This is a genomic window from Mesorhizobium japonicum MAFF 303099, from assembly GCF_000009625.1.
GTDB lineage: Bacteria > Pseudomonadota > Alphaproteobacteria > Rhizobiales > Rhizobiaceae > Mesorhizobium > Mesorhizobium japonicum.
The window spans coordinates 6,395,204-6,417,853 of sequence record NC_002678.2 but is presented as its reverse complement, the minus strand read 5'-3'; the positions used below and the strand labels follow the sequence as shown (position 1 = coordinate 6,417,853).

Annotated in this window: 18 protein-coding genes and 1 tRNA gene; 14 read left to right on the top strand and 5 right to left on the bottom strand. The window is 61.5% G+C overall.

Annotation, left to right across the window (positions count from 1 at the left end):
- Window positions 1–59 precede the first annotated feature (59 nt).
- A complete protein-coding gene (gene dapA, locus MAFF_RS31545) occupies window positions 60–941 on the bottom strand; it encodes a 4-hydroxy-tetrahydrodipicolinate synthase (protein ID WP_044551576.1) in 882 nt (293 codons plus the stop codon).
- A gap of 303 nt (window positions 942–1,244) precedes the next feature.
- Between dapA and MAFF_RS31540 the strand changes: the two genes are divergently transcribed.
- Window positions 1,245–3,275, top strand: a complete 2,031-nt coding sequence (locus MAFF_RS31540; protein ID WP_010915090.1) for a lytic transglycosylase domain-containing protein — start codon at window positions 1,245–1,247, stop codon at window positions 3,273–3,275.
- Between the two features lie 269 nt (window positions 3,276–3,544).
- On the top strand, window positions 3,545–4,444 hold the full coding sequence (locus MAFF_RS31535) for an alpha/beta fold hydrolase (RefSeq protein ID WP_010915089.1): 900 nt from the start codon (window positions 3,545–3,547) through the stop codon (window positions 4,442–4,444).
- A 451-nt stretch (window positions 4,445–4,895) separates the two neighbouring features.
- Here the strand turns inward: MAFF_RS31535 and MAFF_RS31530 are convergent, their stop codons facing one another.
- From MAFF_RS31530 to MAFF_RS31520, 3 genes are all read right to left on the bottom strand, one after another.
- Window positions 4,896–5,963: a tyrosine-type recombinase/integrase gene (locus tag MAFF_RS31530; protein WP_156315037.1), complete on the bottom strand. Its 1,068-nt coding sequence runs from the start codon at window positions 5,961–5,963 to the stop codon at window positions 4,896–4,898.
- Window positions 5,964–6,203: 240 nt separating this feature from the next.
- Entirely contained in the window at window positions 6,204–7,358 is a 1,155-nt protein-coding gene (locus MAFF_RS31525; RefSeq protein WP_010915087.1) for a porin, read from the bottom strand.
- A 256-nt stretch (window positions 7,359–7,614) separates the two neighbouring features.
- Window positions 7,615–7,705, bottom strand: a tRNA-Ser gene (locus MAFF_RS31520).
- Window positions 7,706–8,176: 471 nt separating this feature from the next.
- Between MAFF_RS31520 and MAFF_RS31515 the strand changes: the two genes are divergently transcribed.
- Both MAFF_RS31515 and MAFF_RS31510 read left to right on the top strand, forming a co-directional pair.
- Window positions 8,177–9,328: a porin gene (locus MAFF_RS31515; protein ID WP_010915085.1), complete on the top strand. Its 1,152-nt coding sequence runs from the start codon at window positions 8,177–8,179 to the stop codon at window positions 9,326–9,328.
- A 399-nt stretch (window positions 9,329–9,727) separates the two neighbouring features.
- The gene (locus MAFF_RS31510) at window positions 9,728–10,840 is read left to right on the top strand and encodes a pyridoxal phosphate-dependent aminotransferase (protein WP_010915084.1); all 1,113 of its coding nucleotides are present in this window, start codon (window positions 9,728–9,730) and stop codon (window positions 10,838–10,840) included.
- On the opposite strand, the gene MAFF_RS31505 is transcribed toward MAFF_RS31510, so the two are convergent.
- On the bottom strand, window positions 10,837–11,367 hold the full coding sequence (locus MAFF_RS31505; protein ID WP_010915083.1) for a MarR family winged helix-turn-helix transcriptional regulator: 531 nt from the start codon (window positions 11,365–11,367) through the stop codon (window positions 10,837–10,839). The two genes, MAFF_RS31510 and MAFF_RS31505, sit on opposite strands and share 4 nt — an antisense overlap.
- A 179-nt stretch (window positions 11,368–11,546) precedes the next feature.
- On the opposite strand from MAFF_RS31505, the gene MAFF_RS31500 reads away from it, so the two are divergent.
- The 10 genes from MAFF_RS31500 to MAFF_RS31455 all read left to right on the top strand — a co-directional run bounded on the left by MAFF_RS31500 (window position 11,547) and on the right by MAFF_RS31455 (window position 22,649).
- Window positions 11,547–11,831 (top strand): acylphosphatase, encoded by a 285-nt coding sequence (locus MAFF_RS31500; RefSeq protein ID WP_010915082.1) that lies wholly within the window; start codon window positions 11,547–11,549, stop codon window positions 11,829–11,831.
- An 84-nt stretch (window positions 11,832–11,915) separates the two neighbouring features.
- Window positions 11,916–12,557 carry a TetR/AcrR family transcriptional regulator gene (locus MAFF_RS31495; RefSeq protein ID WP_010915081.1) on the top strand — a complete coding sequence of 214 codons (642 nt, stop codon included), beginning with the start codon at window positions 11,916–11,918 and terminating at the stop codon, window positions 12,555–12,557.
- Between the two features lie 72 nt (window positions 12,558–12,629).
- Window positions 12,630–13,793, top strand: a complete 1,164-nt coding sequence (locus MAFF_RS31490) for an isovaleryl-CoA dehydrogenase (protein ID WP_010915080.1) — start codon at window positions 12,630–12,632, stop codon at window positions 13,791–13,793.
- A 2-nt stretch (window positions 13,794–13,795) separates the two neighbouring features.
- Window positions 13,796–15,403 (top strand): carboxyl transferase domain-containing protein, encoded by a 1,608-nt coding sequence (locus MAFF_RS31485; RefSeq protein WP_044549814.1) that lies wholly within the window; start codon window positions 13,796–13,798, stop codon window positions 15,401–15,403.
- A gap of 1 nt (window position 15,404) precedes the next feature.
- Entirely contained in the window at window positions 15,405–15,935 is a 531-nt protein-coding gene (locus MAFF_RS31480) for an O-acetyl-ADP-ribose deacetylase (protein WP_010915078.1), read from the top strand.
- A 122-nt stretch (window positions 15,936–16,057) separates the two neighbouring features.
- Window positions 16,058–16,426 (top strand): hypothetical protein, encoded by a 369-nt coding sequence (locus tag MAFF_RS31475; protein WP_044549811.1) that lies wholly within the window; start codon window positions 16,058–16,060, stop codon window positions 16,424–16,426.
- A 175-nt stretch (window positions 16,427–16,601) separates the two neighbouring features.
- The gene (locus tag MAFF_RS31470) at window positions 16,602–18,566 is read left to right on the top strand and encodes an acetyl/propionyl/methylcrotonyl-CoA carboxylase subunit alpha (protein WP_044549809.1); all 1,965 of its coding nucleotides are present in this window, start codon (window positions 16,602–16,604) and stop codon (window positions 18,564–18,566) included.
- A 448-nt stretch (window positions 18,567–19,014) separates the two neighbouring features.
- Window positions 19,015–19,512 carry a Csu type fimbrial protein gene (locus MAFF_RS31465; RefSeq protein ID WP_010915075.1) on the top strand — a complete coding sequence of 166 codons (498 nt, stop codon included), beginning with the start codon at window positions 19,015–19,017 and terminating at the stop codon, window positions 19,510–19,512.
- Window positions 19,513–19,537: 25 nt separating this feature from the next.
- Window positions 19,538–20,254 carry a fimbrial biogenesis chaperone gene (locus MAFF_RS31460; RefSeq protein WP_044551566.1) on the top strand — a complete coding sequence of 239 codons (717 nt, stop codon included), beginning with the start codon at window positions 19,538–19,540 and terminating at the stop codon, window positions 20,252–20,254.
- Window positions 20,226–22,649, top strand: a complete 2,424-nt coding sequence (locus MAFF_RS31455) for a fimbria/pilus outer membrane usher protein (RefSeq protein ID WP_010915073.1) — start codon at window positions 20,226–20,228, stop codon at window positions 22,647–22,649. The genes MAFF_RS31460 and MAFF_RS31455 overlap by 29 nt, the downstream gene beginning before the upstream one ends.
- Window position 22,650 lies beyond the last annotated feature (1 nt).

Sequence of the window (22,650 nt, the reverse complement as noted above, 5' to 3'; positions counted from 1 at the left end):
ACCGGAAGCGCAGGTGGCGCCTTCAGATGCCGCAGGAGTAGAGTTTCCAAACGGGCTCGCTAATTGATCAAGCCGGCGTGCTTCATGGCCGCATCGATCTTCGCCGCGGTCGACTCCTCGACCGTGACCAACGGCGACCGTAGCACGTTCTCGACCTTGCCCAGCTTCGACAGCGCGTATTTGGCGCCGGACACGCCGGGCTCCAGGAAGATCGCCTTATGCAGCGGCAAGAGACGGTCCTGCAATTCCAGCGCCTTCACACTGTCGCCGGACAGCGTGGCTTCCTGGAATTCGGCGCACAGCCGCGGGGCGACGTTCGAGGTCACCGAGATGCAGCCGACACCGCCATGGGCGTTGAAGCCGAGCGCCGAGGCATCCTCGCCGGAAAGCTGGATGAAATCCTTGCCGCAGGTCATGCGCTGCTCGGACACACGCTCGACCTTGCCGGTCGCATCCTTGACGCCGACGATGTTCTTGAAGTCGTGCGCCAGCCGGCCCATCGTCTCCGGCATCATGTCGATCACCGAGCGCGGCGGGATGTTGTAGATGATGATCGGCAGCTTGGTCGCCCTGGCGACGGCGGCGAAATGCTCGTAGAGGCCGCGCTGTGTCGGCTTGTTGTAATAGGGCGTGACGACCAGGGCGGCATCGGCGCCGGCCTTTTCGGCATATTGCACAAGCCCGACCGCTTCCGCGGTGTTGTTGGAGCCGGCGCCGGCGACGACCGGAGCGCGCCCATTGGCCACCTCGATGCAGACCTTGACGACATGGCGGTGCTCGTCATGCGACAGCGTCGGCGACTCGCCGGTCGTGCCCACCGGGACCAGACCCGTCGTGCCTTCCCCGAGCTGCCATTCGACAAAGGCGCGAAAGGCTTTCTCGTCGAAACGCCCGCTCTTTTCGAACGGTGTCACGAGCGCAGTAAGCGAGCCTCTCAGCATGTCGTCCAACTCCTTGGGACTTGTTTGTTTATGCATGTCGTTGTCCCAAAACCGGTATCCACCTTTGGGCGACATGCATCGGTGTTTTGTCGATCAGTTTGTCGTGCGCGCCTTCTAACTGAAAGCGAAGCGGCGCACCATAGTCTCGACATGGTTGCGCGGCAAGCATTGCCATGGTGCCAGCAAGCGCAATTCGAGCGGCCTCGATAACTCTTTGTTTACGAGCCCTTCACGACCTAAGTTTAGGCTTCGAGGCATCTTCGCCTGCTGGTAGAATGCGGGACTAGGGAAAGACACGAGATCATGCCGACCCGTCGGCCTCACCTCTTCGCGCTGCTTGGCGCGATCGCCGCGCTGATGCCCGGTGTGGCGATCAGCGGCAGCGTGGATGCGCGGGCCACCTCGGCGATCCCGATGCCGAGCCCGCAGGACAGCGCGCAGCAGGCCCCCTCACCCAGCGTCGCGCTGTTGAAAACTGGGCTCGACGCACTGGCCGCCGGCGACATTGCCGGCGCTCGGGGTGTGCGCGATGCGCTTCCCGCTCAATCGCTCGACCAGCACATACTGGCCTGGGCGATCGCACTTTACGGAGGCGACAAGGTTCCAAGCGGCGACATCGCCGCCGCCGCGAAAATGCTGCCCAACTGGCCGGGCACCATTGCCTTGCGCAAGAACAGCGAGCGGGCGCTCTATCGAGAAAACCCGGCTCCCGACATCGTCATTGCGGCATTCGATGGCAGCCAGCCGCAAACATTCGAAGGCGTCATGGTTCTCGCCCGCGCCTATGTGGCGACGGGCAATGTCAAGGCGGCGCGTTCGGTGCTGTCGCCGTTCTGGCGCACCACGATCCTGGAAGCCAAGGACGAGACGGCGCTGATCAAGGAATTCGGCAGTCTGATCCCTGCCGCCGACCACCGTTTTCGCATGGACCGCATGTTCTATGCCGACCGGGTGAATTCCGCGCTGCGCATTGCCGGCCTTGCCGGCGCCCAGCAGTTTGCCGAGGCCTGGGCCGCGGCCGACAGAGGCGACAAGAATGCGCTGAAACTGCTGAAGGCCGTCCCGGCGTCCCAGCGTTCTGCCGGCTATTTCTTCGCGCAGGCCGAGTATCTGCGCAAGCAGGAGGATTTTGCCGGCGCCGCCGCCATCGTGATGAAGGCGCCGACGGACCGTGAGGCTCTGGTCGATCCGGACGCCTGGTGGGTCGAGCGCCGGGTGCTGTCGCGCGAACTGGTCGACCAGGGCGACATGAAGACGGCGTACAAGATTGTCGCCACGCATGCCGCCGAAAGCGCTGCCAATGCGGCCGAGGCCGAGTTCCATGCCGGCTGGTATGCGCTGCGGGGCCTGAACGACCCCAAGCTTGCCGCGACGCATTTTTCGCGCATCGCCGACCTTGCCCAAGGGCCGATGACCCTGTCGCGCGCCTATTACTGGCTCGGCCGCGCCGCGGAAGTCGGCGGCCCCGGCAATGCCAAGGACTATTTTGGGCGCGCCGCCACTTACGGCACGACCTTTTACGGCCAGCTTGCCGCCGAACGCGTCGGTCGCCAGGCGCTCAACATCGTCTATCCCACGCCAAGTGCCGCCGACCGGCAGAATTTTGCCGGCCGCGAAGCTGTCAGCGCGATCAAGCGGCTGCAGGAGGCAGGCTATGATCGCTATGCCGAAACGCTCTATCGCGACCTTGCCGGCCAGTTGACCAGCCCGGGCGAACTGGCGCTGCTTGCTGTCCTTGCCGAAAAACAGGACAACCACTTCATGGCGCTGAAGGTCGGCAAGATCGCCGGCGCGCGCGGCATCGATGTCGGTGCGCTGTCGCACCCGCTCGGCGTCATCCCTGATTCGGCCAATATTTCCGGTTCGGGCAAGGCGTTGGCCTATGCGATTGCCCGTCAGGAGAGCGAATTCAACGTCGGCGCCGTATCCAGCGCCGGCGCGCGCGGGCTGCTGCAGCTGATGCCGGGAACCGCCAAACAGCTGGCGAAGAGGGCCGGATTGCAGTTTTCGCAGGCGCGGCTGACCACCGACGCCGGCTATAACGCGACACTCGGTTCGGCCTTCCTCGGCGAGCAGCTCGATCGCTTCAACGGCTCCTACGTGCTGACCTTCGCCGGCTACAATGCCGGCCCCAACCGGGCCAGCCAGTGGGTGGCGAAATACGGCGATCCGCGCGGCAAGGACATCGATGCGGTGGTGGACTGGATCGAACGGATTCCCTACACGGAAACAAGAAGTTACGTGCAGCGCGTGATGGAGAATTACGAAGTCTACAAGATGCGTATTTCCGGCAAATACGATATCATCGGCGACCTCGTGAACGGGCGCAGTTGAGAGGCTCGATAGCAGCTCCGCTGCCGATCTCACTGATGGCCGGCAGTCCAGGCGGAGTGGGATTTCCAACCTTTGCATGGCTCATGTCACGTCACCGGCAATGAACCCGCAAATAGGCCGGTAGTCCGAGGCATAGCACCTGTCTGCCTTGACAGGCATCTGCCGCAAGGAGAGGGTCGTAGCTTCGGTGTCGCGCCTCTGTTTGACCACTCCTGTTCTCACCTGTAGCAGTCCGAGACGATCCCGCAGCGAGAAGGTGGCGTGTCCAGATGTCGAGCACCGAAGGCTTTTCCGACTTCTTCTACGCCGCGCCAGATGGGCTGAGACTCCATGCGCGCGTCTATGGCGGTGCGAATTCCGGACACTGGCCGGTCGTCTGCCTGCCCGGCCTGACCCGCAACGCGCGGGATTTTCACGAGCTGGCGCTTAACCTTTCGGCGCGATCCCGGGTGGCGCGCAAGGTGGTCGCCTTCGACTATCGCGGACGCGGACAATCGGCCTACGATCTCGATGTCAGCCACTACAATGTCGGCGTCGAGGCCGGCGACGTCCTTGCCGGACTGACCGCACTCGACATCGAGGAAGCCGCTTTCATCGGCACCTCACGCGGCGGGCTGATCATCCATGTGCTTGGCGCGCTGCAGCCGGCCGTGCTGAAGGCGATTGTTCTCAACGACATCGGACCGCTGATAGAAACGGCCGGCCTCGCCCACATCCAGTCCTATCTCGAACGCGCGCCGAAGCCGAAAACCTTCGCCGAGGCGATGGATGCCCAGCGCAGCGTTCACGGCAAGGATTTTCATGCACTCACCGATGCCGACTGGACGCGGATGGTGGGGGCGCTCTACCGCGAGACAGATCAAGGGCTGATGCCGGACTTTGATCCGAAACTGGTCGATACAGTTGCCAATCTCGACCTGTCACAGCCATTGCCGGCGTTGTGGCCGCAGTTCGAGGCACTGGCCGCCATTCCCTTGCTCGCTATCCGCGGCGCCAATTCGGGGCTCTTGTCGGCTGAAGCACTGCAACAAATGCGCCAGCGCCATCCGACGATGGAAACGATCACCGTCGAGGGCCAGGGCCATGCGCCGTTCCTTGAAACCGGCAGCTTGCCAGGCTCGATTGGTGCTTTTCTCGACAGGGCGGAACAGCAGAGCTGCTCAGAGTAAACTTCAGGAAGTTGAATATTCAAACAACCATCACTTTGTAGACTGAGCGGCCTCTTAGTTCCATTTCGCCATTATTCTTGCCGTGCGCAGCAATTCCTAGCCGTTGGCGCAACCCTCATTGCCACGCCGGCCGTTCGTCACTCGACGAGCCAGGCAATTGGCTTTTCTGCCTGCTTCGCGGATCGCCCCCCCAACGGAGTCGAGAAGAAACCAGCTAGTCGCAACGCCGGCACCCTCTTTGCATCGCCGACAATTGGCGAATCATCGATGATGAGCTCAGCCTGTGTGCCGAGTTGAACAAGGGACTTGCCGCGACGTCTCAACTCGTCTTGTAACGCCGGCGATTGCGCGACCGGCGATGAGAGCGCCCCTCTCCCCAACACTATAGAGGAAAGGATGCCGCCAGCAGGAGCGCCGACTCACGCGGCCAATTGGCAAGCTCGGCGCGGAGCTAGTTTGCCTTGGAGCCTTTACCTTGGGCCTTTACCGCTTCGCTCTTCGGCTTGCGCGCCGGCTTCGAGGCCGAAGGCGTGGTCAGCGGCGACGAGAATGCAGAGTTTTCAATGCCATTGGCCGCTCCGCACCCCCGAGGCGTCTCGAGCACGGTGACACAGCCGTCGAGATCATTGGTGGCCAGATGCGCATAGCGCATGGTCATCGACAAGGTCTGATGACCGAGCCACATCTGCACGCGCCTGATGTCGATGCCGCCCTGGACAAGACGCGAGGCACAGGTGTGGCGCAATATGTGCGGGACCACCTGATCGTCGGCGCCAAGACCGACTTCAGCCTTCGCGTCGTTCCAGATGGCACGATATTGCGCCTGGCTGAGCTTGGTGAACGGACCTTTGGGCCGGCGGCCCTCGGTGGGAGGCAGCTTGATGACCTCCTTGACCCGCTCGGTCATCGGAATGGTGCGGCTGCGGCCGGATTTGGTGATCCAGAAGGAGACGCGATGTTCCTGGATGTCGTTCCAGATCAAACCGAGGGCTTCGCCAAGACGGCAGCCGCTATCGACAAGGAAGACGGAAAGCCTGTAGGCATCCTCGCTGCGGCCCCTGATGGCGGCGAACAGCCTTGCCTCTTCGTCCCTCTCGAGGAAACGAATCCGTCCCGCCCGCTCCTTCTGGCGGCGGAACTCGGGCAGGCTGTGGATATCCCCCATCTTGTGAGCCTTGCGCAGCAGTTTGCTGAGGGCAGCCATCTTTCGATTGATGGTTGCGTTGCTGTTGCCGCGCTGGCGCAAGGTGCCGATAAGGTTATCAAGGGTACTCTGGTCAAAGGCGCTGAAACGCTCCCCGAGGAGGATCTCGTCTATTTCGCCGATAAAAGAGCTGACATTGTATTTATGCCGCCCATCATCCCACAATATATCTCGATACGCTAGAAAAAGCTCTCCAACCCTATGCGACGTTACTTCTCGGATCTTGTTGTACGTATATTTAAACTTCGAATTTTGAGAAGAGAACACAGCAAAATGATCAGAGGGATACCCCTCTTGAATCGTTTCGTTTGTCATTATTGACCACACCCCCGAGTGGATGGTCAGACCTAGCCACTTGGAAGCGTCCTTTCAAGAGTTTTTGTCCGACAAACAATTTCATCCACCTGACGGCGAATCCCACGAAATCGTTCCGCAGACTTTTCAGCTACCGAGTTCCCCCCCTGTTCCTTCTGTTTCCCAAAGCCCAGTCACGAAACAAAAACAGCCCGGGCGTTTGTTCGCCCGGGCTGGATTTCACCTGTAAGGAACCAGCCCTTAGAAGGAGCGCTGGAAGCGGAGGATACCGCCGACACCGTCATCCTTGACAGGACGGAAATCGCCTGACGCCTTGTTGAAGTAGTCGACTTCGGCCACGACCTTGAAGCCCGGAGCGGCCTCATAGGCAACGTTGGCCGCCAGACCGAAAGTCTTGCCGTCGTCATACGACGCCTGGACGTTGAACGAGGTCTTCTCGTTGAACTTGTAGGTGCCACCGCCCCAAACAGCCCAGCTTCCATCCCAGTTCTTATAGAAGTTGTGACCGGAATTCGGGTCGCCGACGTCAGACTTGTTGCCATAGCCGGCCATGACCCACAGCGTGAGCTCGTTGGTCGCAGTGACGTCCAGGCGAACCTTGCCCGAGACAGCCTCATAGTTGCTGTCGTATGCAACGACGCCCGAAATGCCACCCCAGCCCTGGGTCCACTTCACGCCACCGACGACATGCGGAACATAGCTGTCGATCGTGTCAGTGCCAGCGCCTTCTTCGAGCGAGACCACGGCCGAGAAACCGTTGCCAGCATCGAAATAGTACTGAATGACGTTGGTGTCGAAATTGCCGTAGGGAACGAGCGTATCGTCGATCACCTCGCCAGCGTAACCGCTGAACGTGTTGAAGGCCGATTCGTCCTTACCGACACGCAGCCCACCGAGCTGGATCCAGGCGAAGTTAAGCGAGACGGTCTTGTTGCCCGCCTGCCAACCGGTAGGGTAAACCAGCACGTCCGGGGTAGCCGGATTGTTGTCGACGTCCGTCGGCACGCCGGTATAGTCACCGCTGCTGTTGCCATAGTTGAAGCGGGTCTCGGTGTAGGTCTTCAACGTGCCGAGCTCGGTTTCCTGGCCGGTCCAGGTCTTCAGCGCGAAACGAGCCTGCTTGTAGTAGGTGTCGTTGGTGCCGCCATCCAGATGATCCTGAACGTTCTGCACGCCTTCGCGGTCGCCCACGCCGATGTCGTAACGGATATAGCCGCCGATGCGCAGGCAGGTTTCGGTGCCGGGGATGTAGAAGTAGCCAGCGCCGTAGACGTCGCAAATCTTGACGTATTCAGCGGGTTCCGGCTCGGCGACGACGACGGCGTCGGCGGCGCGCGCACCGGAAACTGCGATCAGGGCCGCAGCGGAGCCGAGAAGAAGGCTCTTGATGTTCATTTTCTGACCTCCAGTCAGAATCGAGAGCGGAGGTCAGCTAAAAGCAGCTCGAATGGCCATTTTCCGTTTTATCTCAGATAGATAGCCTCATAGGCCGTCAGGGGCGCTCAGTTCGCCAAAATCGCTTGCTCGCAAAAGCCTTGCCCGATCCGGCCTTCAAATACCGTTCCAACTGCGCCTTCAAGGCGACAGGCAGATGAGCCTGGCCGAAGTCAATAGCCTGATTGATGTGATTCCAAGCCCGCAGGGCGTGGGGTGGCGGAGAGGATGGGATTCGAACCCACGAGAAGCTTTTGACCTCTACTCCCTTAGCAGGGGAGCGCCTTCGACCACTCGGCCACCTCTCCGTTGCGCCGCTGGATAAAGAAAAGCGCCGGCACAATCAACAAGCCCCGACCATTATCTCGGAAAAAGAAATCATTATGTCGAAAAATAACCGCATGCTGCGCCGTGGCTTTCCCAGCTGCGGCGGTTCTGCGGCAAATCCCTGGCTAGTGACTCGCGGCCTTGCCTTGATTCCGTCAGCCGGTTGCCGGATTCGGCTGGAAATGGGCGGCTGCGACCGGCCAGATGGTTAACGAGAGCTTTCTGAGTGAGGCCAAATCGTGTCATTTGTGCAACAACGCTGGGGGATAGCAGCCGAACAGCCCTTTCGTCGGTACGATCGTTGTTGAACGCCGCCGCCTCATGGGTAATGTCGAATTCGAAGGAGCGGCGCGGTGCGCATCTTTTTCGGTAGTGGGGATGGGGCAGGGAACGCTGTCCTTCAGCAAAGAATACCCAGACCCGTTTTTTAACTTTTGACTGGAGGTCAGAAAATGAACATCAAGAGCCTTCTTCTCGGCTCCGCTGCGGCCCTGATCGCAGTTTCCGGTGCGCGCGCCGCCGACGCCGTCGTCGTCGCCGAGCCGGAACCCGCTGAATACGTCAAGATTTGCGACGTCTACGGCGCTGGCTACTTCTACATCCCCGGCACCGAAACCTGCCTGCGCATCGGCGGCTATGTCCGTTACGACATCGGCGGCGGCGACGTCGGTTCGTTCGACGGTGCGACAAGCGCCGATCACAAGGATATTGGTAAAAGCAACGACACCTGGTACAAGAACGCCCGCTTCACGCTGAAGACCTGGACCGGCCAGGAAACCGAACTCGGCACGTTGAAGACCTACACCGAGACCCGCTGGAACTTCGGCAATCACCAATCCGATCTGGGCGCTGCTGACGAACTCAACAGTGCCGGCATGAAGGGCGTTTCGTTGAACTTCGCCTGGATCCAGCTCGGCGGCCTGCGCGTCGGTAAGGACGAATCGGCCTTCAACACGTTCATCGGTTACGCCGGCAACGTCATCCAGGATACGCTGGTTCCCTACGGCGATTTCGACACCAACGTCGTCCAGTACTATTTCGACGCTGGCAACGGCTTCTCGGCCGTGGTCTCGCTCGAAGAAGGCGCTGGCTTCGATACGATCGACAGCTACGTTCCGCATGTCGTCGGCGGCGTGAAGTGGACTCAGGGCTGGGGCGCGATCACCGGCGTTGTGTCGTATGACAGCAACTACGAAGAAGTGGCCGGCAAGGTTCGCTTGGACGTGAACGTCAATGACGCCATCCAGTTGTGGGTCATGGGCGGTTACGGCTCCGACAGCAACCTCAGCGACGGCACCTATGCCTTCCCGGCTGGCGGTCGCGGCTTCTACAAGCAGTGGGGCGGCAACTGGGCAGTGTGGGGCGGTGGCACCTACAAGTTCAACGAGAAGACCTCGTTCAACGCTCAGATTTCCTATGACGAGTGGAAGAATCTCGGCGTCGCGGCGAACATCGCCTACGACATCGTTCCCGGCATGACGATCACGGCCGAAGTCGACTACCTCAATGCAGGCAAGTTCGGTGACGCCGACTTCTCCAACTGGACCGGGGCCAGCAAGAAGAGCAGCGTCGGCGGTCTCCTCCGCTTCCAGCGCTCGTTCTAATAGATTTCGCCTTGTCGAAATCGGAACCCGGCGGGCAACCGCCGGGTTTTTTCATGATGCTCATAAAAATGCGGTTATGCTGCCGCGAGGCCCAAAGCGCGTCGAAACGGATTCATGCGACGCGCTTTACGCCTTTGCTCTATGCATGCCGTGCTCCCAAAACCGAGGTCACTTTTGGGGCGCATGCAATGGCCCTGTTCTTTTGAAAGTTGGCTGGGCCGACGAGCCAACGGCGCGCCTCTGACAGTTTCGTCTAGCGACTAAGCCGGCAGGCAGCTCCTGGATCGCGCCTCCAAAAGAGGTGACGGAATCCAGCGTTACGGCTGCAGACCGCGGAGCGCTTGCACGGCCCGGCTGGCCACGCTAGCAAGAAGTCCCTTTTCCAAGCGAGTTCCCGCCATGCGTCAGCGCCCTGCCCTCTCGCCGATCATTGAAGCACTTCCCTCGACCGTGCCTTTTGTCGGCCCGGAAGCGCAGGAGCGTGAGCGCGGGCGGGCTTTTCGTGCCCGTATCGGCGCCAATGAGAGCAGTTTTGGTCCGTCGCCGCGCGTCATCGCCCGCATGTCCGGGATTGCCCGCGACATGTGGATGTACTGCGATCCCGACAATTTCGATCTGAAGGTCGCGGCTGCCGCGCATCACGACGTGGCGGTCGAGAATGTCGTTGTCGGCGAAGGCATAGACGGGCTGCTCAGCTTGGTGGCGCGCATGTATGTGGCGCCTGGCGATGCCGTGGTCACCTCGCTCGGCGCCTATCCGACCTTCAACTTCCATGTTGCCGGCGTCGGCGGGCGGCTGGTCACAGTCCCCTACGAGAACGACCGCGAAAGCCTGGATGATTTGCTTAAGGCGGTCGTCAAGGAGAAGGCACCGCTGGTCTATCTGTCCAATCCGGACAATCCGATGGGCAGCTGGTGGGATGCGGACGAGGTGATCCGCTTCATCGAAGCGCTGCCGGAGACCACCATGCTGGTGCTCGACGAGGCCTATGGCGAATTGGGGCCGGCCTCGGCCCTGCCGCCGATCGATATCTCGCGACCGAATGTCATCCGCATGCGAACCTTTTCAAAGGCTTACGGGCTCGCTGGGATACGCTGCGGCTATGCGATTGCCGAGGCCCAGGTGATTCGCGACTTCGAGAAGATCCGCAACCACTATGGCGTCAGCCGCATGGCGCAGATCGCCGGCGTCGCGGCGCTCGCCGACCAGCCCTATCTCGAGACGGTGGTGGCGCGGGTGGCAGCAGGGCGCCGGCGCATCGCGGCGATCGCCGAGCAGAACGGGTTGAAGCCGCTGGCCTCGGCGACCAATTTCGTCACTATCGATTGCGGCCATGACGGCGCCTTCGCGCTGAAAGTGCTGCAAGGGCTGCTGTCGCGCGACGTCTTCATCCGCAAGCCGATGGCGCCAAAGCTCGACCGCTGCATTCGCGTCAGCGTCGGCCTCGACCACGAACTGGATATTTTTGCCGAGGAATTGCCGGGTGCGCTGGCGGCGGCGCGGGGGAACTAGGCAATTTCGCTGCGTTCGGATGTTGGCGCGCCGCTGAGCAGATTCCTGGCGCGTGCCAATATGTCCGACAATTCGGCGGCTTCCTCATCGCCCAGGTCCGCGGTCAGGCGGGCGGCATCGCGATCCGCGGCTGCCTGGAGTGTGGCAAGCGCGGCCCGGCCGTGGACGGTGAGCGAGAGGATGCGACCGCGCAGGGCCTCAAGGCCGGTGCGCGTTTCGATCAGGCCGGCGGCAGAGAATTTTCGAAGGATTCTCGTGACATAGGCAGGATCCAGCTGGAGTTCCCTGGCAATGTCGGACGCTGCCGGTCCGAAGTCGATTTGAAGCACCCGTGCCAGAAAACCTGGCGTGCCGCCAGGATTGGCGGCAATACGGCCAGGTCGACAGCCCAGTTCGAACAGCACCCGCGCCTCGGTCAGCGTAAAGGCGCTGTGCGCCAAGGTTTCGTCGAGCAGCCCGATCAGGCCGGTATAGAACCGGTTGAAGCATCTGAGATCGCTGACCAAGGCACTCCGATCGGCTGGCATGTCATGCGCCTTCCCTGAGATTTCACATCGGTAGATCATTGCAAAAAATTGACTAAGTCAACTATTTATTGGGCCAAGTCATCCATCTTGCGAGCAGCCTCGGCTCTCTATTCGATAACCCCTTCGAGCCAGTTGCCTTCGCCAGCTCCTGCGCCAGACTCTATGCAAGGGAGCGCGCGATGAACGATCGGAAAAGAGCAGTTCAGGCCCGCGTATACGGCAGAGTGCAAGGCGTCGGCTACAGGATCTGGACGAGAAGCGAAGCGGCAGGGCTTGGGCTGGTGGGCTGGGTGCGCAACGAAAGAGACGGCTCGGTAACGGCATGGCTTGCCGGCGCCGACGCGGCGGTTTCGGCCATGATCGAACGGCTTCGGCAAGGTCCTGCGGGCGCCTCAGTCTCGCGGGTCGAGGTGGAGGAGATCGAGACCTGGACCGCGCCTGGAGATTTCAGGATCGTCGCATAGGCGCATGCGCGCCACGGGACCCGGTCTGACACACTTGAATTAATTGAACGTTCGTTTTATTATTGTCAGATCAACGAGGCGATCATGGCGCGCACCACAGGATCCGACGGCGAGCGAACAGAGGCGGCAGTCCGCGAAGCGGCGGTCAACCTGATCGCACGCTACGGCTACGAGGCGATGTCGATGCGCCAGCTGGCGGCCGAGGTCGGCGTGCAGGCGGCCGCGCTCTATCGCTATTTTCCGACCAAGGAAGACCTGCTGTTCACGCTCATGCGCGAACACATGGAGGGGCTTCGGGCGGCCTGGGAACACGTCAGGCCAATCGATGCAGATCCGGCGGAGCAGCTTGCGGCCTATGTGCGCAACCACATCGCTTTCCACATCGAGCGCCGGCATTCCACGCATGTGTCGAACATGGAACTGCGCAGCCTGTCGCCCGACAGGCTGACACAGATCTTGCGCATGCGCACAGCCTACGAAAAGGAACTCCGCAGCATCCTGCGCGAAGGCGCCGAGGCCGGCGACTTCAGCATCGAGGACACCGGCCTGACGGCCATGGCGCTGATCCAGATGATGACCGGCGTCATCGTCTGGTTTCGCCCGGGCGAGCGGCTGTCAGTCCCTGAAGTGACGGCGACATATCTTTCAATGACAATGCGCCTGGTTGGCGCGAGGATGGATACCTACAGCGCCGCACGTCCCTTGGACGTGCAAAGGACGCTGTAGCACTTGAATTTGCGCATGATCCTTTCCGAAAATCGAAGTCGATTTTCGGGGTCATGCGGCAGGAGGAACGCCATGTACACGAACACGCTCAGCTTCGGGCATGACGAGGACATCGAGGCGCTGCGCGACATGGTGCGGCGCTTCGCCCAGGACAGGATCGCGCCGATCGCCGGCGATATCGACCGCCAGAACGAATTTCCGGCGCATCTGTGGCGCGAGCTCGGCGCGCTCGGCCTGCTCGGCATCACCGCCGATCCCGATTTCGGCGGCAGCGGCATGGGTTATCTCGCCCATGTGATTGCGGTGGAAGAAATTTCCCGCGCCTCGGCTTCGGTCGGTCTCTCCTATGGCGCCCATTCCAACCTCTGCGTCAACCAGATCAACCGCTGGGCGACGCCGGCGCAGAAGGAAAAATTCCTGCCGCCGCTGTGTTCGGGCGAGCGTGTCGGCGCGCTGGCGATGTCTGAATCCGGCGCCGGCTCCGACGTCGTCTCACTTAAGCTGCGTGCTGAAAAGCGCAATGACCGCTATGTGCTCAACGGCACCAAGATGTGGATCACCAACGGCCCGGACGCCGATACGCTGGTCGTCTATGCCAAGACCGATCCGGAGCGGAAATCGCGCGGCATCACCGCCTTCATCGTCGAGAAGGCGATGACGGGGTTTTCCGTGGCGCAGAAACTCGACAAGCTCGGCATGCGCGGCTCCAGCACCGGGGAGCTGGTGTTCGAGAATGTCGAGGTGCCATTCGACAATGTGCTGCACGAAGAAGGACGCGGCGTCGAGGTGCTGATGTCGGGCCTCGACTATGAACGCACCGTGCTTGCCGGCGGCCCGATCGGCCTGATGGCAGCCTGTCTCGATGTGGCGATCCCTTATGTGCACGAACGCAAGCAGTTCGGCCAGCCGATCGGCGAGTTCCAGCTGGTGCAAGGCAAGCTGGCCGACATGTATACGGTGATGAACGCCGCGCGCGCTTACGTCTATGCCGTCGCGGCCGGCTGCGATCGCGGCCAGACCACCCGCAAAGACGCCGCCGGCTGCGTTTTGTTCGCAGCAGAGAAGGCGACGCAGATGGCGCTGGACGCCATCCAACTTCTGGGCGGCAACGGCTATATCAACGACTATCCGACCGGTCGGCTGCTGCGCGACGCCAAACTCTACGAGATCGGCGCCGGCACCAGCGAAATCCGGCGCTGGCTGATCGGCCGCGAGATCATGGCGGAGGGGGTGTGAGCATGGCCGTCCTAGAGACTCAGATCTCCCCCTCCTCCGACACTTTCCGCGCCAATGCCGAACGCATGCGCGCGCTGGTCACCGATATCGCCGACAAGGCCGCGACCGTCGAGCGTGGCGGCTCGGAGGAGGCGCGCGAGCGCCATATTTCGCGCGGCAAGCTGCTGCCGCGCGAACGCCTCGCGCAATTGCTCGACACCGGCTCCCCATTCCTCGAGATCGGCCAGTTCGCTGCGTGGTCGATGTATGGCGAGGAGATTTGCTCAGCCGGCATGATCGCCGGCGTCGGCCGTGTCGAGGGCACCGAGGTGATGGTCGTCGTCAACGATGCCACGGTGAAGGGCGGCACCTACTATCCGCTGACGGTGAAAAAGCATTTGCGGGCGCAGGAGATCGCGCTGCAGAACAATCTGCCCTGCATCTATCTGGTCGATAGTGGCGGCGCCAACCTGCCCAACCAGGACGAGGTGTTTCCCGACCGCGAGCATTTCGGCCGCATCTTCTACAACCAGGCCAACATGTCGGCTGCCGGCATCCCGCAGATCGCCTGCGTCATGGGGTCCTGCACGGCCGGAGGCGCCTATGTGCCGGCAATGTCGGACGAGACGATCATGGTGCGCAACCAGGCGACCATTTTTCTCGGAGGCCCGCCGCTGGTGAAGGCGGCCACCGGTGAGGATGTCAGCGCCGAGGATCTGGGGGGCGCGGATGTGCATACGCGGCTTTCCGGCGTCGCCGACCATTATGCGATGGACGACGAACATGCGCTTGCCATCTGCCGGCGCATCGTCAAAAACCTGAATCGGAACAAGACCGTAAGCCTGAGCTTACAGAGATCGATTCCGCCGCTTCATCCGGCGGATGAACTCTACGGCGTCGTGCCGACCGATCTGCGCCAGCCCTATGATGTGCGCGAGGTGATCGCGCGCCTCGTCGACGGCTCCGAATTCGACGAGTTCAAGCAGAACTACGGCACAACGCTGATCACCGGTTTTGCCCACCTCCACGGCATGCCGGTCGGCCTCATCGCCAACAATGGTGTGCTGTTTTCCGAAAGCGCGCTGAAGGGCGCGCATTTCATCGAGCTGTGCTGCCAGCGCAGGATCCCGCTGGTCTTTCTGCAGAACATCACCGGCTTCATGGTCGGCCGGAAATACGAGGCAGGCGGCATCGCCAAGGACGGCGCCAAGCTGGTGATGGCGGTTGCCACCGCCAGGGTGCCGAAGGTGACCGTCATCATCGGCGGTTCGTTCGGCGCCGGCAATTACGGCATGTGCGGCCGCGCCTATTCCCCGCGCTTCCTGTGGATGTGGCCGAACGCCCGCATCTCGGTGATGGGCGGCGAACAGGCGGCAACCGTGCTCGCCATGGTCAAGCGCGAAGGCATCGAGCGCAAGGGCGGCGAATGGAGCGCCGAAGAAGAAGCGAAATTCAAGAAGCCGATCCTGATGAAATACGAGCATGAGGGCCATCCGCTCTACTCGTCCGCCCGCCTCTGGGATGACGGCATCATCGATCCGGCGAAGACGCGCGAAGTGCTGGCGCTCAGCCTGTCCGCGTCGCTCAACGCCGAAATCGAGGACACGCGCTTCGGCGTGTTCAGGATGTGAGGTGAGCAAGGCGCTGGACAGGATCCGCATCCACACCGGCGACATCACGAAGCTGGATGTTGACGCCATCGTCAATGCCGCCAACACCTTGCTTCTCGGCGGCGGTGGGGTCGATGGCGCCATCCATCGCGCCGCCGGCCGCGAGCTCGAGGTCGAATGCCGGATGCTGAATGGATGCAAGGTCGGCGACGCCAAGATCACCAAGGGCTACAAACTGCCGGCTCGACATATCATCCACACGGTCGGGCCGGTCTGGCAGGGCGGCGGCAAGGGCGAAGCCGAGCTACTGGCCTCCTGCTATCGCAGTTCGCTGGAACTTGCGGCCGCCAATGATTGCCGTTCGGTGGCGTTTCCGGCGATCTCGACCGGCGTTTACCGCTATCCCAAGGATGAGGCGACCGGGATCGCTGTCGGCACGGTCAGCATGGTCATCGAAGAGAAAGCCATGCCTGAAACCGTCATTTTCTGCTGCTTCGACGAGCAAACGGCGCAACTATACCTACGAGCCGTTGCTGCACTCCGGAAAGGTTGAACTGTATATGGACCAACCGATTCATCAGCACATGCAAACTCGAATCCCCGACAACGAACTGGCGGCGAGGAAAAATATTCGCTACTGCTTGTCCCGCACAATGCAATGGGGACAGGGTGGAAATGGAACTGAAATATTGCCGGCGGACGGCTGCCTCGATACTTGCAGGACTACTAATATTCTCAACAGCCGGCGCCGGCCAGGCCGGATCGCTCGCAGGCAGCAAGGGAGACGTGCGTTTTCCGCCGACCCTAGGCTCGGGCGAATGCAACGTCGCCTACAAGGGTTACGTCGCGGCGAGCGGTCATTCGGCCTACGCCACGACCTTTTATTCGCGCGTCGTCGACCTTTACATCATCTGCGGCACGAAGTTCAACGCGACGTCCCAGAAGGCCGCGGAAGAGATCGCGCTGCGCAACTGCCAGGCCGGATTGACGCGGTGGAAACTAAAGACCGCGAGTGGCGGCTGCGCGATCTCGGCATCGAAATAGGCGCGTGCGCTTTGCTGGTAGAGCACTCCCCCGGTAAGGGAGCGCTCTACATCAAGTGCCGAACTGCAAGGCAGCATCCGGCGAAGCGAAAGCCTATCCATATAGGCTTGCGAGACAGAGGGGGCGCGAAGGAACGCCTGCGTCGCTTTCAGCAAGCCCTCGCTACGGAGGCTCCATGTTCAGCAAAATCCTGATCGCCAATCGCGGCGAGATCGCTTGCCGTGTCATCCGCACGGCCCGCAAGATGGGTGTGCGCACCGTCGCTGTCTATTCGGACGCCGACGCGAAATCCCTGCATGTCGAGATGGCCGACGAGGCCGTTCATATCGGCCCCCCGTCGGTTGGCGAAAGCTATCTGCGCGGTGACCGGATTGTCGCGGCTGCGCTTTCGACGGGGGCGCAGGCCATCCATCCCGGTTACGGCTTCCTGTCGGAAAATCCTGATTTCGTCGACCAGGTGGTGGCGGCGGGGCTTACCTTCATCGGCCCGTCGGCGGCCTCGATCCGCGCCATGGGGCTGAAGGACGCCGCCAAGCGGCTGATGGAGAAAGCCGGCGTTCCCGTCGTTCCGGGCTATCATGGCGAAGCGCAGGAGATCGTGCTGCTTGCCTCCAAGGCACGCGAGATTGGCTATCCCGTGCTGATCAAGGCGCGCGCCGGCGGCGGCGGCAAGGGCATGCGGCGCGTCGAGCATCCCGATGATTTCTCCGAGGCGCTGTCCAGCGCCCGGCGCGAGGCAAAGGCTGCTTTCGGCGACGACCGCGTTCTCGTCGAAAAATATGTCGACAAGCCGCGGCACATCGAAGTGCAGGTGTTCGGCGACAATTTCGGCAATGCCGTGCATCTCTACGAACGCGACTGCTCGGCGCAGCGCCGCCACCAGAAAGTGATCGAGGAAGCCCCCGCCCCCGGCATGACGCCGGCGCTGCGCAAGGCGATGACGGAAGCGGCTGTGAAGGCCGCCAAGGCGATCGGCTACTCAGGCGCCGGCACCATCGAATTCATCGTCGATGCCTCGCAAGGCCTCAAGCCCGACCGCTTCTGGTTCATGGAGATGAACACCCGCCTGCAGGTCGAGCATCCGGTCACCGAGATGGTCACCGGCACCGACCTCGTCGAGTGGCAGTTGCGCGTTGCCAGCGGCGAAAAGCTGCCGAATACGCAGAGCGAGATCGCGCTGACCGGCCATGCCCTGGAGGCGCGAATCTATGCCGAGGATGCGTCAAAGGGCTTCCTGCCCGCAACGGGCACGCTCCATCATCTGAAGTTCCCTGAGGCGGCACCCGAGGGCGCCACGATGCGCGTCGAGACCGGCGTGCGGACCGGTGATGCCATCTCACCCTATTATGATCCGATGATCGCCAAGCTGGTGGTCCATGCAAAGGACAGGCTAGCAGCGCTGGAAGCTCTCGGCGCGGCGCTGGCGCGGACCGAAATCGCGGGTTCCACCGTCAACACCGGCTTTCTTGCCGCCCTTGCCGCCGATCCCGACTTTTGTGCTGGTGATGTCGACACCGGCCTGATCGGCAGACATCAGGCGGCACTGACCGGGGTCGCGCCGCCGACCGGCGAAATCGTCTCGGCAGCAGCCCTTGCCGCCTCCGGTGCCGCAGCCTTGCCGCTATCGAACGACCCATGGTCGTCACTTTCCGGCTACGCGCATTTCCACGGCGTGGCGCGGCGCACGCGGCTGAAGTTCGGGGAGACCGATATACTGGCAAAGGTTTCGGTGCGGCCGGACGGGCGCTTCCAGGTGGCGTTCGATGCGCCCTATGACAGCACCAATTCGCATGATTTTCGCGCCGCTCCCCGCCTCGCCCGCTGGCCTGGCCACATCACGGTGTTCGAAGGCGCCGTCGGCTACACATTCGCGGTACCGGACCCGTTGGCACGGAGCGATGAAGCGGCCGCCGCCTCCGGCAGCCTGCGCGCGCCGATGCCGGGCCTGGTCAAGCTGGTGCGCGTGGCGAAGGGCGATGCGGTGATCAAGGGGCAACCGTTGCTGATCCTCGAGGCAATGAAGATGGAGCACACTATCGCCGCCCCGCATGACGGGGTGGTTGCCGAGATCGCCACGGAAGGCGCGCAGGTCACGGACGGGACAGTGCTGGTGCGGTTCGTAGAGGAGCAGAACGCGTAGAGCGCGATCCCGAAAACTGGATCCGGTTTTCGGAAAAGATCATGCCCAAGAAGGACAGAGCCGATCCCGCTCTATCGGGATGGACAGGCTCAGGACAATGACGTGTTCTATCGCTACATCCCAAGGCGCATTGGAGACGCCCTGCCAAAATGAAAATGGCCGCGACGAGATGGCCGCCGGCAATGCTCAATCGACAAAATATAAAACACAGCTCCTTTTTATGTGTCGATATTATCAATTTCGCTCTTGGCTGATTCAGGGTCAATCGGATGGCAAAACGCATAATATAATATTTTACTTAAAGACATTCTTACAATCCGACGTCCTGAAATTTGCTTTAGATTTATTTATAGCCTATACCCACTCTGGGTTTGATATCTGCAGACGATGGGTTGGCGTTAACGGGATCGGGCGGATTTCCTTACGCGGCCTTTTCGAGGGAAAACCCATGAAGACTTTCATCAAAGCGCTCGCTTTGACCGCCGCGTTGCCACTGCAGTGGTTCAGTCCTGCACAAGGAGCGACCGCCACCGGCAATATGACAGTCCGGATCACCATTCAGGCGGAGTGCAAGGTTCAGACCGCGACCGATATGGATTTCGGCACGAATGGTGTCATTGACGCCAATGTCGACCAGACCAGCACCATTTCAGTGCAATGCACCAACAGTACGCCCTACAATGTCGGCCTGAGCGCCGGTGTCGGCGCCGGGGCAACGGTCGCCGTCCGCAAGATGACCGGCCCAGCAGCCGCGGTCCTCAACTACTCGCTTTATCGCGACGTGGCGCGTGCCCAGCTATGGGGCACCACCATAGGCACCGACACGGTGGCAGGCACCGGCAATGGCGCCGCGCAACCACTTACGGTTTATGGCCGCGTGCCGCCGCAAACAACGCCTGGTGCGGGTGTCTACACAGACACGGTTGCGATCACCGTCACCTACTAAGGTGCTGTCAAACAGGGAGAACGCCATGCGTTCCATGCTCAAAAGCATTAGCGCGATCGCGCTTTTGCTCCTCGCGGCCGGTTTGGCGCAAGCAGCGTCGCTTCGGGTGGCACCGACCAACATCGAGATGATCGCGCCGGACAGCGCGGCGGCCTTGACCCTGCGCAACGACGCGAAACAGCCCATCAACGTACAGATAAGAGTGTTTCGCTGGACTCAAGAGGGCGGCATCGAACGGCTCGAGCCGACCAGTGATGTTGTTGCCAGTCCCCCAGCTGCGAAGCTCGGCCCCGGCGCCGACTATCTGGTGCGGGTTGTGCGGGTATCGAAATCAGCCGTTGCAGGCGAGGAAAGCTATCGCGTGATCATCGACGAACTTCCTGATCCGTCTAGAAAGAAGGCCGGTACCGTCAGTCTGGTCCTGCGCTATTCGGTTCCGGTGTTCTTTCGCAATCCCGACGCGGCTGCTCCAGATGTTTCCTGGAGCCTCTCAGGCAAGGGGCGCGGGCTGCTCCTGACAGCAAAAAACACCGGTGAAAGCCGCTTGAGATTGTCCGATTTGACGCTGACGCAGAGCGGGCGAAAACTCGGCAATCGCAACGGTCTTGTCGGCTATGTGCTCGGCGGTGCGACCATGCAATGGCCGATCGCGGGGAAGACGCTTTCGGGTGGGGCGGTTTTGCTGTCGGCCCAGAGCGATTTTGGACCGTTCGATGCCAACGTTTCGATCAAGGGCCAGTAGGGTCGCGATCACCGCTGTCGTGACCGCATTTTCCACCATGCAGGTCAAAGCACAAGATGTGTTGCCGGCCCCCGCGGCAACGGATTCCGCGGCGGCTCCAGCCGACGGCCGCGATCTGTATCTGGAAGTCTTCGTCAACGACGTCTCCACCGGGCTGATCGGCGCTTTCAGGCAGCTGTCGGATGGCGGCCTGGCTTCCACGCCAGACGAATTGCAGCAGGTTGGGCTGCAACCTGTCGAGGGTGCGATGGGTGCCGATCACCTGGTGCGGGTCGATCGGCTCCCGGACGTCTCCTATCGTATCGATGAAGCGACCCAACGTCTCTATGTGACGGCCACCAATGCGGCACGCTCCGCCCACGTCATCGACATCGCTCCGCAGGGTAAGCAGGACAGGCTCAAGCCGCAATCCGGCTTTGGCGGCGTGCTGAACTATTCCCTGTTCGCCAGCATCAACGATCTGAAGGATCGTACCTCGCAGCTCTTTAGTGGCGTCTCAGGCGGTTTCGATGCGCGGCTTTTCAGCCCTTACGGAACGTTGAGCCAAGGCTTTATCGTCAGCCTGTCCGACGGCGAACTTGACGGCTTCACCCGGCTGAACACGACCTGGAGTTATTCCGATCCCGAGCGGTTGCTGACCTACAAGGCGGGTGACTTCGTCTCGGGTGGGCTGGCATGGACAAGGTCCGTGTATCTCGGCGGCTTTCAGGTCCAGCGCAATTTTTCCTTGCGTTCCGATCTCGTCACCTTGCCGCTTCCGAACTTCTCGGGAACAGCTGCTGTCCCCTCCACGCTCGAAGTCTATACACAGAATGTGCGGACCTATACCAGCGACGTCCCGGCCGGGCCGTTCCAGGTGACAAACCTGCCAATATTCACCGGAGCTGGCCAAGCCCAAATTGTCCTGCGCGATAGCCTCGGCCGCGAAACCACCGTGACGTTGCCGTTCTACAATTCCAGCATGCTTTTGAAACGAGGCCTGCTCGATTTCTCCGCCGAGGTCGGCTCTCCGCGGCGCAATTTCGGTGTCGAATCGTATGATTATGACGGCGGCATCTATGGCTCGGCAAGTGCACGCTATGGGCTGACCAACCGGCTGACACTGGAAGGCCACGTCGAAGGCGGCGAAGATCTTGTGAATGGCGGCGCCGGCATAGCGTTTCCGCTCAGCTATTTCGGCGCAGCCTCCATTGCTGCGGCCGGCAGTCGTCACAATGGCCAGACGGGCGCGCTCGTCAACGCCTCGCTTGAGCTGAGCTACGATGGGTGGTCGCTCTATGGCCGCATGCAGCGCGCGTTCGCGGACTACGAGGACATTGCATCGGTCACCGCCGAGATCAATGCTGTACCGGGTCCGAACGAGTTCCCGATCTTCACAGCCGGCGTTCCTCGCGCGCTCGACCAGGTAACGCTGAGCGTGCCGATGCCGCTTGATTTTTCAAACCTCAACCTCTCCTACGCGCATCTTACGAGCGCCGAGGGAGAGAGCAGCCAGATCGTCGGCGTTTCGTACAGCCAGACAGTGTTCAAGGACAGCAGCTTCTATGCCACCGCCTTCACCGACCTTGACGACAAAAACAGCTTTGGAGTGTTTGCGGGCATCTCCGTGCCACTCGGCGGTGATGTCACCGCCTCGACCGGGGTCGCAGACGGCCCTGACGGCGTGTCGGTGGTCGCCGACATCGCCAAGTCCGAACGGCTGGAGAACGGCAGCATCGGCTGGCGTGCGAGGACGTCCGAGGGCGGCACGCCCAACCGGTCGGCAGCCGTCAGCTACCGTTCACCACGGGCACGAGTTGAGACCGGCATCCAGCAATTCGACAAGAGCGTTCGTGGAACCGCAGAGGTCGATGGGGCAATCGCCGTCGCCGGCGGCGGCATTTTTGCCACCAACCGCATCGACGACGCGTTTGCTGTTGTCGATGTCGGCGTTGCTGGCGTGGAGGTCCAGCACCAGAACAGGCCGGTCGGCGTCAGCAACCGGCAGGGAAGGATCCTGGTTCCCGACCTGAACTCCTACGAAGACAATACCATTTCCATTGATCCAAGGAACTTGCCGGTCGATGCCGACGTGCCGGAGACCCGCAAAATCGTCGTGCCGGCCGGTCGAAGTGGCGTCGTCCTTGATTTCGGCGTTTCAAAGGCTGCCGATGCGGCGCTTGTCTCCCTGGTCGACGGCAAAGGCACGCCGATCGCCGTCGGCGCCAAAGGTCGTGTCGAGGGTGCCGACGAGGAATTCGTGATCGGCTATGACGGCGAGGCCTACATCCGCACCCTCCACCGACAAAATGCCGTGGCCATTGAATTGCCGGACGGCACCTCGTGTCGAGCAGAATTCGCCTATCGAGCGATACCCGGCCAGCAGGTGGTCATCAAGCAGGTCATCTGTTCTTGAG